At 60.1% G+C, this 13,151-nt stretch carries 12 protein-coding genes; 6 read left to right on the top strand and 6 right to left on the bottom strand.

Features of this window, described 5'->3' with window-relative positions; genetic code table 11:
- Nucleotides 1–30: 30 nt before the first annotated feature.
- Entirely contained in the window at nt 31–1,377 is a 1,347-nt protein-coding gene (locus AACY52_RS04495; protein WP_339560306.1) for a class II 3-deoxy-7-phosphoheptulonate synthase, read from the bottom strand.
- A 123-nt stretch (nt 1,378–1,500) separates the two neighbouring features.
- On the opposite strand from AACY52_RS04495, the gene AACY52_RS04500 reads away from it, so the two are divergent.
- Nucleotides 1,501–2,256, top strand: coding sequence for a spermidine synthase (locus AACY52_RS04500; protein WP_339414761.1), 756 nt, complete (start codon nt 1,501–1,503; stop codon nt 2,254–2,256).
- Nucleotides 2,257–2,324: 68 nt separating this feature from the next.
- On the opposite strand, the gene AACY52_RS04505 is transcribed toward AACY52_RS04500, so the two are convergent.
- Nucleotides 2,325–2,747 carry a hypothetical protein gene (locus AACY52_RS04505; RefSeq protein ID WP_339414760.1) on the bottom strand — a complete coding sequence of 141 codons (423 nt, stop codon included), beginning with the start codon at nt 2,745–2,747 and terminating at the stop codon, nt 2,325–2,327.
- Nucleotides 2,748–3,170: 423 nt separating this feature from the next.
- Here AACY52_RS04505 and AACY52_RS04510 point away from each other — a divergent pair, with 423 nt between their 5' ends.
- Complete coding sequence (locus AACY52_RS04510; RefSeq protein ID WP_053255160.1) at nt 3,171–4,844, top strand: DEAD/DEAH box helicase; 1,674 nt, start codon at nt 3,171–3,173, stop codon at nt 4,842–4,844.
- 139 nt (nt 4,845–4,983) lie between these two features.
- On the opposite strand, the gene AACY52_RS04515 is transcribed toward AACY52_RS04510, so the two are convergent.
- Entirely contained in the window at nt 4,984–5,751 is a 768-nt protein-coding gene (locus AACY52_RS04515) for a class III extradiol ring-cleavage dioxygenase (RefSeq protein ID WP_339414759.1), read from the bottom strand.
- Between the two features lie 103 nt (nt 5,752–5,854).
- Between AACY52_RS04515 and AACY52_RS04520 the strand changes: the two genes are divergently transcribed.
- Nucleotides 5,855–6,511, top strand: coding sequence for a thiopurine S-methyltransferase (locus tag AACY52_RS04520; RefSeq protein WP_339414758.1), 657 nt, complete (start codon nt 5,855–5,857; stop codon nt 6,509–6,511).
- A gap of 159 nt (nt 6,512–6,670) precedes the next feature.
- Here the strand turns inward: AACY52_RS04520 and htpX are convergent, their stop codons facing one another.
- Together htpX and AACY52_RS04530 are read right to left on the bottom strand one after the other, a co-directional pair.
- Nucleotides 6,671–7,558: a protease HtpX gene (gene htpX, locus AACY52_RS04525; RefSeq protein WP_339414757.1), complete on the bottom strand. Its 888-nt coding sequence runs from the start codon at nt 7,556–7,558 to the stop codon at nt 6,671–6,673.
- 304 nt (nt 7,559–7,862) lie between these two features.
- On the bottom strand, nt 7,863–9,074 hold the full coding sequence (locus AACY52_RS04530; RefSeq protein ID WP_339414756.1) for a pyridoxal phosphate-dependent aminotransferase: 1,212 nt from the start codon (nt 9,072–9,074) through the stop codon (nt 7,863–7,865).
- A gap of 201 nt (nt 9,075–9,275) precedes the next feature.
- On the opposite strand from AACY52_RS04530, the gene msrB reads away from it, so the two are divergent.
- The 3 genes from msrB (at nt 9,276) to AACY52_RS04545 (ending at nt 10,769) form a co-directional block, all read left to right on the top strand.
- A complete protein-coding gene (gene msrB, locus AACY52_RS04535) occupies nt 9,276–9,668 on the top strand; it encodes a peptide-methionine (R)-S-oxide reductase MsrB (RefSeq protein ID WP_339560307.1) in 393 nt (130 codons plus the stop codon).
- 139 nt (nt 9,669–9,807) lie between these two features.
- Nucleotides 9,808–10,293 (top strand): glutathione peroxidase, encoded by a 486-nt coding sequence (locus AACY52_RS04540; RefSeq protein ID WP_339541005.1) that lies wholly within the window; start codon nt 9,808–9,810, stop codon nt 10,291–10,293.
- Nucleotides 10,290–10,769, top strand: a complete 480-nt coding sequence (locus AACY52_RS04545; RefSeq protein WP_339414753.1) for a MarR family transcriptional regulator — start codon at nt 10,290–10,292, stop codon at nt 10,767–10,769. Before AACY52_RS04540 ends, AACY52_RS04545 begins: the two co-directional genes overlap by 4 nt.
- Here AACY52_RS04545 and AACY52_RS04550 read toward each other — a convergent pair.
- Nucleotides 10,723–13,032: a response regulator gene (locus AACY52_RS04550; protein ID WP_339560333.1), complete on the bottom strand. Its 2,310-nt coding sequence runs from the start codon at nt 13,030–13,032 to the stop codon at nt 10,723–10,725. The two genes, AACY52_RS04545 and AACY52_RS04550, sit on opposite strands and share 47 nt — an antisense overlap.
- Nucleotides 13,033–13,151: the final 119 nt, after the last annotated feature.

Consider the following 13,151-nt stretch of genomic DNA (forward strand, 5'->3'; position numbering starts at 1 on the left):
CCCGATGGCGCCCTAAAGGCAACTTAAATCTCAGCGCTTGACCTGCTTCAAGGTCTCGGCAATCAAAAACGCCAACTCCAGCGACTGATCGGCATTCATCCGCGGGTCGCAATGGGTGTGATAGCGGTCCGACAAACCATCTTCAGTAATCGGCCGCGCGCCGCCGATGCATTCGGTGACGTTCTGCCCGGTCATTTCGATATGAATTCCGCCGGCATACGTCCCCTCGGCCTGGTGCACCTGGAAGAAATCCTTCACCTCGCCCAGGATCTGCGCAAAGTCGCGGGTCTTGTAGCCGCTGCTGGCCTTGATGGTGTTGCCATGCATCGGATCGGAGCTCCATAGCACCTGCTTGCCCTCGCGCTGCACCGCACGAATCAGGCCTGGCAGGTGGTCGCCGACCTTGCCGGCGCCCATGCGCGCGATCAGGTTGAGGCGGCCGGGGTCGTTGTCCGGGTTGAGGATGTCGATCAAGCGGATCAAGTCATCCGGGTTCATGCTCGGCCCGACCTTGACGCCGATCGGGTTGTTCACCCCGCGCAGGAATTCGACGTGGGCACCGTCCAACTGGCGCGTACGGTCGCCGATCCACAGCATGTGCGCCGAGCAGTCGTAGTAGTCGTTGGTCAGGCTGTCACGGCGCACGAAGGCTTGTTCGTAGTTGAGCAGCAGTGCTTCGTGGGCGGTGAAGAAGCTGGTTTCGCGCAGTTGCGGCGAGCTGTCCATGCCGCAGGCGCGCATGAAGGCCAGGGTTTCATCGATGCGGTCGGCCAGTTGGCTGTACTTCTCGGCCAGGGCGGAGTTGGCGATGAAGTCCAGGTTCCACTTGTGCACCTGGTGCAGGTCGGCAAACCCGCCTTGGGCAAACGCGCGCAACAGGTTGAGGGTGGCGGTGGACTGGTGATAGGACTGCAACAAGCGGTCCGGGTCCGGCACGCGGCTTTTTTCATCGAAACCGATGCCGTTGACGATGTCGCCGCGATAGGCGGGCAGGGTGATGCCGTCGATGGTCTCGTCGTTGGCCGAACGCGGCTTGGCGAACTGGCCGGCCATGCGCCCGACTTTGACCACCGGGCAGCCGGCGGCGAAGGTCATCACAATGGCCATCTGCAGCAACACCTTGAAGGTGTCGCGGATTTTCGCGGCGGAGAATTCGGCAAAGCTCTCGGCGCAGTCGCCACCTTGCAGCAGGAACGCGCGTCCCCGGGTCACTTCGGCAAACTGGCGACGCAACTCGCGGGCTTCCCCGGCAAACACCAGCGGCGGGTAGCTGGCCAGGCTCTGCTCCACGTGCAGCAGGTGCGCAGCGTCCGGGTACTGGGGTTGTTGCTGGATCGGCAGGGCGCGCCAGCTGTCGGGGCTCCAGGGTTGGCTCATCATGCACTCGATTGTTGATTGACGGTCGGGCGCCAATGTTATCAGCAATTAGTGCGTGACCTGTTGCCGCCGGTTGGCCGACAATCACGCCTTTGCCGTGCAGCAAACCCTTTAGGAGTAATGATGACCGAGGAGCGTGTCGAGCGCCTGCTCGCCGAAGTCCATGATGATTTCGGCATGATCCGTGTGCTCGAAGTGGCCGATTACCGTTTTCTCGAGTTCGGCGATGCCATCGAGCAAAGCTGCGTGTTCACGGCTGACCCGAGCTGGCTGGAGTACGACTACACCCGCGCGATGCTGATCGGCGCGTTGTGCCATGAACAGCCGGAAAGCGCACTGTTCCTCGGCCTGGGCGCCGGTACGCTGACCCAGGCGTGCCTTAAGTTCCTGCCGCTGGAAGACGTGGAGGCCATCGAGTTGCGTCCCGACGTGCCGCGCCTGGCCATCGAATACCTGGGGCTGGACGATGACCCACGGCTGTATATCCGCGTCGGCGACGCGCTGCAATTGCTCGACACGGCTGAGTCGGCCGACCTGATTTTCGTCGACCTCTACACCGACGTCGGCCCCGGCGTCGGGCACCTGGCCTGGACCTTCCTGGAAAGCTGCCAGAAAAAACTCAACCCCGGCGGCTGGCTGGTGATCAACCAATGGGCCACCGACGATGGCAAACCGTTGGGTGCGGCGTTGTTGCGCGGGTTGTATCACCGGCATTACTGGGAACTGCCGGTGAAGGAGGGGAATGTGATTCTGTTGGTGCCTTCGGAGCTGGATCAGGCGTTGGATAGGGAGGGCCTGTCCGCTCGCGCCGAAGCCTTGGCGCCGCGTTTGGGCTATTCGCTGCAGTCGCTGATTAAGGCGATTCGGCCGGCAACCTAGTCGCCTGTTCTGACGCTTTCGCAAGCAAGTCGAAGAGGCCATCACTGTCGACGGCTAATTCAGGTTATTCATATACCCTTGAACACCCCCGGCCGCTTCTCAATCATCGCCCGTACACCTTCCTCGGCATCCTCGCTGTTAAGCAATTTATCCACCACAGGCGGCAAAGCCGCCGCCGCGACGGCTTCGCCTTCCATATGCGCCAGCCGTGCCGACATCAATGTGGCCTGCACACCCAGCGGTGGTTGCCAGCCGACGGCCATCACCGCGCTGACATTGGCCAGGTCCAGCCCGGCAGTGAAGTGATCACCATGGGCAAATACCACCGCCACCCGCGCATCGGCATTTCGATCAAATTCACCATATGTCAGGCTCAGCTCGTTGAGCAGGTCCAGGTCGAAAGCGTTGCGTTTGGCTACCCGGTCCAGGCCCAACAGCAGGACATGGCCCTGCAGTTTTCGGCTGACGCGGCGGCTGCTGGCTTGATTCATCGGGTGTGCCCTCGGGCGCGGGGAAGGGTTTCAGACCAAAGGGTCGGAAGGGTTGGGTGAACCGTTTAAGCGTTGTGACCAACAGGGCCGGGCCTTTGAAAAATAGACCTAACGCGTGTTATCTGCAAAGACTGTGACGCAGCGCGGTTTATCAGTGCTTTACGATAAAAAAAGCTCCCTTTTTCAGCTATTTCCGGTATAGTGCGCGCCGGCCTTTAACCGGGCCGCGTTTAGGTAGCGCAATTCCCCGAAGTCAGCTTCGGCTGCACGTCCGCACAGCGGACTCTTCCTTGACGAATCTTTTTCATTCATTCGTTTTCGCAAATCCCCGCCGACAAAGCAGCCAGGGCGACTCTTGAGTCTCAACACGGCATGCGCAGCTTTGGAGCATGGGTCTTTGCGGATGCACTTAGAGGCAGACCCATGACCCAGGAAACCGGCGGCTTCGCCGCTTTTAATCTTAACCCGAATATTCTCGCTGCCGTCATCGCGACCGGCTACGAAGAACCTTCGGCGATTCAGCAGCAATCGATCCCGATCATCATGGCCGGCCAGGACATGATTGGCCAGGCGCAAACCGGTACTGGTAAAACCGCCGCGTTCGCCCTGCCTATCCTGCACTGCATCGATCCTGCCAAGCGCGAACCGCAAGCCCTGATCCTGGCGCCAACTCGTGAGTTGGCGCTGCAAGTAGCAACCGCTTTTGAAACCTACGCCAAGCAAATGCCAGGCGTTACCGTTGTGGCTGTTTACGGCGGCGCGCCGATGGGCCCGCAACTGAAAGCAATCCGTAACGGCGCACAGATCGTTGTCGCCACCCCGGGCCGTCTGTGCGACCACCTGCGTCGCGACGAGAAAGTCCTGTCGACCGTGAACCATCTGGTTCTCGACGAAGCTGACGAAATGTTGAAGCTGGGCTTCATGGATGACCTGGAAGTCATCTTCAAGGCGCTGCCACCGACCCGTCAGACCGTCCTGTTCTCGGCCACCCTGCCACAGTCGATCCGTGCCATTGCCGAACGCCACCTGCGCGATCCGCAACACGTGAAGATCCAGACCAAGACTCAGACCGTTACTGCGATCGAACAGGCTCACCTGTTGGTTCACGCTGACCAGAAGACCTCGGCTGTATTGAGCCTGCTGGAAGTCGAAGACTTCGACGCCCTGATCATGTTCGTGCGCACCAAGCAAGCGACCCTTGACCTGGCCAGTGCCCTGGAAGCCAAAGGCTACAAAGCCGCTGCGCTGAACGGTGACATCGCCCAGAACCAACGTGAGCGCGTGATCGACTCCCTCAAGGATGGCCGTCTGGACATCGTTGTGGCGACCGACGTTGCTGCGCGTGGTCTCGACGTTCCACGTATCACCCACGTGTTCAACGTTGACATGCCGTACGACCCAGAGTCCTACGTTCACCGTATCGGCCGTACTGGCCGTGCCGGTCGCGAAGGTCGTGCACTGCTGCTGGTGACGCCACGTGAGCGCCGCATGCTGCAAGTGATCGAGCGTGTTACCGGTCAGAAAGTCGCTGAAGTCCGCCTGCCGGATGCCCAGGCCGTTCTGGATGCTCGCATCAAGAAACTGACCAACAGCCTGTCGCCGCTGGTGGCTGACGCTGAATCGACCCACGGCGAATTGCTTGACCGCCTGACCGCCGATATCGGTTGCACCCCACGTGCCCTGGCTGCAGCCCTGCTGCGTAAAGCGACCAACGGTCAAGCATTGACCCTGGCAGCCATCGAGAAAGAACGCCCACTGGTGCCGAACAACGCGCCACGCGGTGATCGTCCAGAGCGTACTGGCGACCGTCCAGACCGTGGTGATCGTGAGCGTCGCGCTCCGGTTCCATTGGCTGAAGGCCGTGCTCGTTGCCGTACCGCGCTGGGCGCGCGTGACGGTATCGCTGCCAAGAACCTGCTCGGCGCTATCCTCAACGAGGGTGGCCTGGCACGTGAAGCCATCGGTCGCATCCAGGTCCGTGACAGCTTCTCCCTGGTGGAGCTGCCGGAAGATGGTCTGGAAAAACTGCTGGCCAAGCTGAAAGACACTCGCGTTGCCGGTAAGCAGTTGAAGCTGCGTCGCTACCGCGAAGATTGATCCGCCTCTGGGCTGATTGATCGCACATAAAAAATCCCCGACTGGTTCGGGGATTTTTTTGTCTGGCATTTGAGGTTTTGGCTCTGTATCCAAGTTAATGTGGGAGCGAGCGAGCCCGCTCCCCACATTTAGATTTCTGTCAGCCGAAGCGGTAGATGTCCATGCCGAGGGCGCCCATAGTGAACCCCTGGTGCGCCACGCTGAAATCGCCACCGGCGCCACGTGCAAAGTACAGCGGCAACAAATGCTCATCGCTGGGATGGCTACGTACCGCATGCGGTGCCTGACGGCGATAGTCGTGCAGCGCGTTCTCATCGTTAGCCGCCAGCTTGTCCACCACCCAGTCCCGGAAATCCCGCGCCCAGGGCTCTATGCTCTCAGGCCCTGCGTGCCAGTCAAGTTCGCCCAGGTTATGGGTGATGCTGCCCGAGCCGATCAATAGCACACCTCTGTCGCGCAGGCTGGCAAGCGCATGCCCGACCCGTGTCTGCAGGGCAGGGCCCATGCGGCTGGGCAGGGAAACCTGCACCACTGGAATGTCTGCCGCCGGGTACATCAACGAGAGCGGTACCCAAGTGCCGTGGTCGAACGGGCGTTGGTCGTCTATGCGTGCATTCAAACCATCGGCGTGCAGCCGCTTGACTATCTCGCCGGCCAACTGCGGATCGCCCGGCGCGGGGTATTGCACGGCAAACAATTCGCGGGGGAAGCCACCAAAGTCGTGCCAGGTGTCGGGCGCCGCGCTGCCGCTGACCAGCAGCTCATGGCTTTCCCAGTGCGCCGACACCACCACGATTGCCTTCGGCCGTGGCATCTCAGCGGCGAGTCGCTGGAGCGCCGGGCCGCTGGCGCCGGGTTGCAGGGCGAGCATGGGCGAACCGTGGGAGATAAACAGGCTGGGGAACATAAGGGGGGTCCTGAGCGTTAACATGGGCCCATCTTTAATCAGATCATTGATCTAAATCTAATATAAGTTTTAGCACCATTTGATCGAGTTTTCGGGGGTATCCATGGAGCTTGAGTTTTGGCGGGAGCGCTGGGCGCGCAATCAGATCGGCTTTCATTTGCCCGAGGTCAATCCTTGCCTGCAACGGCACTGGCCGACGTTGGCCCTCGCCAAGGGCGCCAAAGTGCTGGTGCCATTGTGTGGCAAAAGCCTGGACCTGATGTGGCTGGCCAGCCGTGGGCATCGTGTACTTGGCGTGGAGCTGTCGGAGCAGGCGGTGGAAGCTTTCTTCAGCGAACAGAGCCTGGCGCCGCGCATCACCCAGCGGGGCGTGTTCAAGGTGTATCAGGCTGATTTGATCGAAGTGTGGTGCGGCGATTTCTTCGCCCTGGACGCCGAGGCGCTGGCTGATTGCACGGCGCTGTATGATCGCGCCGCGCTGATCGCCTTGCCGCCGCTGATGCGTGCGCAGTATGCCGAGCACCTGAATACGCTTTTGCGGCCGGGTTGCCAGGGGCTGCTGATCACCCTCGATTACGACCAGACGCAAAAAGCCGGCCCGCCGTTTGCGGTGACGGATGAGGAGGTGAAGGTGCTGTTTGGCGCGGACTGGGCCCTGAAGGTGGTGGAAGAGCAAGACATTCTGGGCGAGAGCTGGAAGTTCGTGCAGGACGGCGTTACGCGGCTGGAAGAGCGTGGGTATCAACTGACCAGGTGCTGACCCTGCTAGCGATGGCCATCGGTATCTACACATTCTAAATGTGATATCACGTAGCAGAGGCTCGCTCTAGAGGTGTAGATACCTATGCCGCAATGCTCAAAGACGTACCCACGAAAAAGGGGCGATCAGATCGCCCCTTTCGGTGTCACTACCGAGCTATCAGCCCCGACGACGCAGTGCGTCGATACGCTCTTCCAGTGGCGGGTGGCTCATGAACAGGCGAGCCATGCCTTGCTTGATGCCACCGTTGATACCAAAGGCCGTCAGGCTGTCCGGCATATGCACCGGCAGGCCCTGTTCGGAGCGCAGGTGTTGCAGCGCTGCGATCATCGCCCCGGTACCGGCCAGGCGGGCACCGGCTTCGTCTGCGCGAAATTCCCGTTTGCGCGAGAACCACATGGTGATCGCGCTGGCCAGGAAGCCCAGCACGATTTCGGCGAAGATGGTTGCCACGAAGTAGGCAATACCGCGGCCTTCTTCGTTCTTGAAGATCACCTTGTCGACAAAGTTGCCGATGATCCGCGCGAAGAACATCACGAAGGTGTTCACCACGCCTTGGACCAGCGCCAGGGTGACCATGTCACCGTTGGCCACGTGGCCGATCTCGTGGGCCAGCACCGCCTTCACCTCATCGTACGAGAAGCGTTCCAGCATGCCCTGGCTGACCGCAACGAGTGCGTCGTTCTTGTTCCAGCCGGTGGCAAAGGCGTTGGCTTCATAGGCCGGGAAGATCCCGACCTCGGGCATCTTGATGCCTGCTTCGCGGGACAATTGCTCGACGGTCTGCAGCAACCATTGCTCATGCCGGGTACGTGGCTGGGTGATCACCTGGGTGCTGGTGCTCATTTTCGCCATCCACTTGGAGATGAACAGCGAGAACAGCGAGCCGGCAAAACCAAAGACCGCACAGAAAATCAGCAGCTGATTGAGGTTCAGGTCAACCCCGTTGGCCGCCATGAACCCATTGAAGCCGAAAAGGCTCAAGGTAATGCTGGCAATCAGCACGACCGCAAGGTTAGTGGCCAAGAACAGCAGGATGCGCATCATGGTTGTAGAGTTCTCCTCATGCTTAATATGTCGCGTACTGCGGGGTATATAAGGTGCGGCATGGGGTGATTCAACCGAGCGACTATTTCAAACTGTGTCCTACAGCCTGAATGTAGAGCCTTGAAGGGCTTTTCCGACGCGAAAAAGCCGCCTTGATCGGTTCGCCTATACCTTCCAGCCCAGTAAATATAGGGGGGAGATAGCTTTTGCTGCGCCAGCAAACGGCTGGAACGGAGAAGGGGCAGAGAAGTGTTGCCAGATACTCGCTGTACGACCGATTGTCGATCGTACAGCGCCGTTTCCGTTACTGGCGATAGGACTTGAGGAAGCTACCGATGCGACCAATGGCCATCTCCAGGTCATCCACGCGCGGCAATGTCACCACGCGGAAGTGATCCGGCCACGGCCAGTTGAACGCCGTGCCTTGCACCACCAGCAGTTTTTCCGAGAGCAGCAGGTCGAGCACAAACTTCTCGTCGTTGAGAATCGGGCACACCTTCGGGTCGATCCGCGGGAAGGCGTACAGCGCGCCCATGGGTTTCACACAGCTCACGCCCGGGATTGCGTTGAGCAGTTCCCAGGTGCGATTACGCTGTTCCAGAAGGCGACCTTGGGGCAAGATCAGGTCGTTGATGCTCTGGTAGCCGCCCAGCGCGGTCTGGATCGCGTGCTGGCTGGGTACGTTGGCACACAGGCGCATGTTGGCCAGTATGTCGATACCTTCGATGTAACTTTGCGCGTTGTGCTTGGGGCCGGAGATGGCGATCCAGCCGGAGCGAAACCCCGCCACGCGGTAGGACTTGGACAGGCCGTTGAAGGTCAGGCACAGCAGGTCCGGCGCCAGCGACGCGGTGCAGATGTGCACGGCGTCGTCGTAGAGGATCTTGTCGTAGATCTCGTCGGAGAACACCACCAGGTTGTGCTGGCGCGCCAGTTCGAGCATGCCCAGCAACACCTCCCTGGAATACACGGCGCCGGTCGGGTTGTTCGGGTTGATGATCACCAGGGCCTTGGTGTTCGGGGTGATCTTGGCCTTGATGTCGGCCAGGTCCGGGAACCAGTCGGCGCCTTCGTCACACAGGTAGTGCACCGGGTGGCCACCGGACAGGGTCACGGCGGCGGTCCACAGCGGGTAGTCCGGCGCCGGCACCAGCACTTCGTCGCCATTGTTGAGTAGGGCCTGCATGGACATCACGATCAGCTCGGACACGCCATTGCCCAGGTAGATGTCTTCGATGCCAACACCTTCGACCTGCTTTTGCTGGTAGTACTGCATCACCGCTTTACGCGCGCTGAACAAGCCTTTGGAGTCGCTGTAGCCCTGGGCGGTGGGCAGATTGCGGATCACGTCCTGGAGGATCTCGTCCGGCGCTTCGAAACCAAAGGGCGCCGGGTTGCCAATGTTCAGCTTGAGGATGCGATGGCCTTCCTCTTCCAGGCGTTTGGCGTGCTTGAGCACTGGGCCGCGAATGTCATAGCAGACGTTGGCGAGCTTGTTCGATTTGCTGACCTGCATGGCGATGTGATCCTGAAAATGAACGATCCAGACGGTGTGGACACTACCGTACTGTGAATCCCGCGGGGCCGCCCCCATAAATACGTTTGAATGCCGGTAGCGCGGGTGCCAGACTGGCGTTTTGAAGAGGCGCAATCATACGTGCCGCCTGATCTACGGAAAAGACACAGATCAGGCTTTTTCAGTTGCCGAGGTGTACCGATGGAAAAGCTGCAGAAGACCATTGATGAATGGAAAGCCATGCTCGACCCCGAGCAGTACAACGTATGTCGTCTCAAGGGTACCGAGCGACCTTTCAGCGGCAAGTACAACGGCACCAAGACGGACGGTGTGTACCACTGCATCTGCTGCAACGAGCCGCTGTTCGATTCGACCACCAAGTTTGATTCCGGCTGCGGCTGGCCCAGTTTCTACGCGCCGATTGCCGACAGCGCGATGATCGAAATCCGTGACGTCAGCCACGGCATGATCCGCACCGAAGTCACCTGCGCCAAATGCGATGCCCACTTGGGCCATGTATTCCCCGACGGTCCGCCGCCGACGGTCCTGCGTTATTGCATCAATTCGGTGTGCCTGGACCTCGTCCCGCGTTGATAAAACCTCTGTAGGCGTTCGGCAAGCCGGGCTCCTGCAGAGGGAGGTGATAATGGGATATCATTGCGGTCAATTAAATTGCACACAATTGAATTGCCGACTATGTTTATCCTTCTCTCCCCCTTATCAAGGCACTGCCATGAATGACAACCTGCTGAGCATCCCTTGCACCACCATCAAAGGTGAGCAAAAGACCTTGGCCGATTTTTCCGGCAAGGCCATCCTGGTGGTGAACACCGCCAGCAAGTGTGGCTTCACCCCGCAGTACAAGGGCCTGGAGCAACTCTGGCAGCAGTACAAGGACCAGGGGCTGGTGGTATTGGGTTTCCCTTGCAACCAGTTCGGCAAGCAGGAACCGGGTAACGAAGGGGCGATCTCCGAATTCTGCGAGCTGAATTTCGGCGTCAGCTTCCCGCTGTTCAAGAAAATCGACGTGAACGGCAGCGATGCCCACCCGCTGTTCGTGCAACTGAAACAACAGGCGCCGGGCCTGCTCGGCTCCAAAGGCATCAAGTGGAACTTCACTAAGTTCCTCATCGGTCGTGAAGGCCAGGTAGTCAAGCGGTTTGCCCCGACCACCAAGCCTCAGGACCTGACTCAAGAGATCGAAGCCCTGCTCAAATGAGCGTATCCCTGGCCCTCGATAACCAGCTGTGTTTCAAGCTCTATGCCGCGTCCAGGGCGGTGATCCGCGCCTACAAGCCGATGCTGGATCAACTGGGCCTGACCTACCCGCAATACCTGGTGATGCTGGTGTTGTGGGAGTGGCACGACACAGCCCCCGCGCAACCCACGGTCAAGGCGTTGGGCGAGCGCTTGATGCTGGATTCGGGCACGCTGACGCCGTTGCTCAAGCGCCTTGAACACCTTACGTGGGTCAAGCGCCAGCGCAGCGCCAAGGATGAGCGGGAAGTGCACCTGAGCCTCAGCGAAAGCGGTGTGCAGTTGCGCGTCCAGACCCATGCGCTCAAGACCCGGCTGCTGTGCGACAGCGGCATCGACCTGAACCAGGCCGATGCCTTGCGCGACGGCTTGGACCAGTTGCTGCTGCAGGTCAGAGACTTGTCGTCTTCGGCACCCACAAGTCCAGCAAACCGCTGAGTTCCTCGCGCCGAAACGGCTTGGCCAGGTAGTCATTCATGCCCGCGGCCCGGCAACGCTCGCGCTCTTCGGACAGGGCGTTGGCGGTCAACGCGACGATCGGCAGGTCCGGCCAGCGGCCGCTGCGACGAATCTGCCGGCTGGCTTCGTAACCGTCCATTACCGGCATATTGCAGTCCATCAACACCATGTCGAAGTGTTGTTCTTCAAGAAACTTGAGCGCCTCTCCACCGTGGGCGGCCACGATCACCTCGCACCCCAGTTTGCTGAGCATGCCTTTGGCGACCTGTTGATTGACCGCGTTGTCCTCCACCAGCAGGATGCGCGCCCGGCGTGCCAGGGGCACGGCTTCCATCTGGATGGGATCAAGGATGAGTGGGTGATCGCTGCGCAAGTTACGTTCCAGTATCTGATACAGCGCATTGCGGCTCAGCGGGCGCGCCTGTTGCTGCAACGGCGCCAGTGCCGCAACTTCTTCGCTGGGCATGAAATTGCCATAGGCGGTCACCAGCAGGATCGGCGCGGTGATGGAAGGCCGCAGGCGGAACAGGCATTCGGGGCAGTCGGTGATCAGCAAGTCCGGCGTTTGCCCGCTTAAATCCTCATCACGCGGGTAGCAGTGGGGTGTCAGCCCCCAGTGGGGCAGGAGGGTGGTCAGCAGTTCCGTCAGGCCGCTGCCGGCACTGGTAATGGCGATCACCTCACCCTTGAGCGGCAACTGTTGAACCGCGGGCAAATGGATCGGCAACGGCAGGTCGGCGCAGAACTGGCTGCCGAAGCCGACCTCCGAACTGATGCTCAGTCGGCCTTTCATCGCTTCGCACAGGTTGTGCGTCAACGCCAAGCCGAGACCCGTGCCGCCAAACTGGCGGGTGATACCGGCTCCGGCCTGGGTGAACGGTTGGAAAATCTTTACCTGGGCTTCCTGCGCAATGCCGATGCCGGTATCACAGACCTCGATACGCACTCGGCCATCCAGCGCGCTGAGGCGCACATCGACCCGGCCGAAGCGCGTGAATTTCAAGGCGTTGGACAGCAGGTTACTGACGATTTGCCGCACACGGGTCGGGTCGCCCAGCACCTGGGCGGGAAACTGCGGGTCGATCAGGCAGGTCAGTTCCACACTCGGCGCCGCGTTTTGTGACAGCAGGTTAGCGGTGTCCTCCACCAGCGAGCCGAGGTCGAAGGGGATGCGTTCCAGCTCCAACTGGCCAGCATCGAACTTGGACAGGTCAAGGATATCGTTGAGCAACTCCACCAGCACTTTGCCCGAGTCATGGGCGATAGACAGTTGCTGACGCTGTTCGGCGTTGAGCGGGCTGTCCAGCGACAGTGCGATCATCCCCAGCAGGCCGTTGAGCGGGGTGCGAATTTCATGGCTCATGTTAGCCAGGAACGCCGCACGGGCCTGCGCCATGCCCAATGCATGCATCTTCGCCGCTTCCAATTCGTCGTTGGACTGGCTCAGCCGCTGGTTGCTGGCCTTGAGCTCCAGGGTGCGCGCGGAGACGATGTCCTCCAATTGCCCCAGGTATTCGGTCAGTCGATCTTCCGCCTGGCGGCGTTGCTGGATCTCCGTCTCCATGCTTTCGAACTGGTGGTTGGCAACGTTCACCAGTACGCCGATTTCGTCGTGTTCATGGCCCGGCGGGCAATCCAGGCGTGCCTGTCTGCGGTTGCTCAGCTCGCGAATAATGCGCACCAGTGGCTGGGTCAACATGACGTAGAACAGACCCAGCAGGATGCCGGTCAGCAGCAGGCTGCGGGCAAACCCGTTGAGCAGGGTGATCTCGGCACGGCGCAGGAAACGGCTGCCAAAGACATAAGTGTCCACGTCCAGACGTAGCACGCCGAGGGACTCGTTGGGCATAGGGTTCAGGAACAGCTGATCTTCAAACTGGCGGTTGGCACCAAACAGAAAATCGCTGAGGGGGCGGTAGGTGCTTTCTTTACGCGGCCGGTCGACATCGGCCAGTACCACGCCATTATTGTCGATCAACTGGGCATGGATGATGGCGGGGGAGTGCAGCAGGCCCAGGGTCAGTTCCTGGGCCAATTCGGCGTCGATGTTGTAGGCGATGCGTGACGCGGGGTTGTGGCTGATTTCGATCAGCGAGCGAATTTCACGGTTGATGGATGCGTCTTCGCTGGCATAATCAATGCCGATTTGGATCAGGCTCAGTAAGGTTCCCAACACGAAACCGACCAGCACAGTCAATCTGGCTTGTTTATAAGACAAGCGGTGGGCGAACTTGATATCCATCGAGTGTTGAACCACTTTACGTTTCCCTTCGCCCGGCAAGCATAGCTGAACATCCACAGGCTCTGGCTTACCCGGCATGAATCGTTTTTTTACGCAGCCTCGTGCGGTCTGCCGCAGGG

Source organism: Pseudomonas sp. EA_65y_Pfl1_P113, from assembly GCF_963970525.1.
Taxonomy (GTDB): domain Bacteria; phylum Pseudomonadota; class Gammaproteobacteria; order Pseudomonadales; family Pseudomonadaceae; genus Aquipseudomonas; species Aquipseudomonas tritici.

What these genes read in the sequence shown, in the direction of transcription:
- AACY52_RS04495 (WP_339560306.1), bottom strand. Translation starts at nt 1,377, where the DNA reads ATGAGCCAACCCTGGAGCCCCGACAGCTGGCGCGCCCTGCCGATCCAG.
- AACY52_RS04500 (WP_339414761.1), top strand. Translation starts at nt 1,501, where the DNA reads ATGACCGAGGAGCGTGTCGAGCGCCTGCTCGCCGAAGTCCATGATGAT.
- AACY52_RS04505 (WP_339414760.1), bottom strand. Translation starts at nt 2,747, where the DNA reads ATGAATCAAGCCAGCAGCCGCCGCGTCAGCCGAAAACTGCAGGGCCAT.
- AACY52_RS04510 (WP_053255160.1), top strand. Translation starts at nt 3,171, where the DNA reads ATGACCCAGGAAACCGGCGGCTTCGCCGCTTTTAATCTTAACCCGAAT.
- AACY52_RS04515 (WP_339414759.1), bottom strand. Translation starts at nt 5,751, where the DNA reads ATGTTCCCCAGCCTGTTTATCTCCCACGGTTCGCCCATGCTCGCCCTG.
- AACY52_RS04520 (WP_339414758.1), top strand. Translation starts at nt 5,855, where the DNA reads ATGGAGCTTGAGTTTTGGCGGGAGCGCTGGGCGCGCAATCAGATCGGC.
- htpX (WP_339414757.1), bottom strand. Translation starts at nt 7,558, where the DNA reads ATGATGCGCATCCTGCTGTTCTTGGCCACTAACCTTGCGGTCGTGCTG.
- AACY52_RS04530 (WP_339414756.1), bottom strand. Translation starts at nt 9,074, where the DNA reads ATGCAGGTCAGCAAATCGAACAAGCTCGCCAACGTCTGCTATGACATT.
- msrB (WP_339560307.1), top strand. Translation starts at nt 9,276, where the DNA reads ATGGAAAAGCTGCAGAAGACCATTGATGAATGGAAAGCCATGCTCGAC.
- AACY52_RS04540 (WP_339541005.1), top strand. Translation starts at nt 9,808, where the DNA reads ATGAATGACAACCTGCTGAGCATCCCTTGCACCACCATCAAAGGTGAG.
- AACY52_RS04545 (WP_339414753.1), top strand. Translation starts at nt 10,290, where the DNA reads ATGAGCGTATCCCTGGCCCTCGATAACCAGCTGTGTTTCAAGCTCTAT.
- AACY52_RS04550 (WP_339560333.1), bottom strand. Translation starts at nt 13,032, where the DNA reads ATGGATATCAAGTTCGCCCACCGCTTGTCTTATAAACAAGCCAGATTG.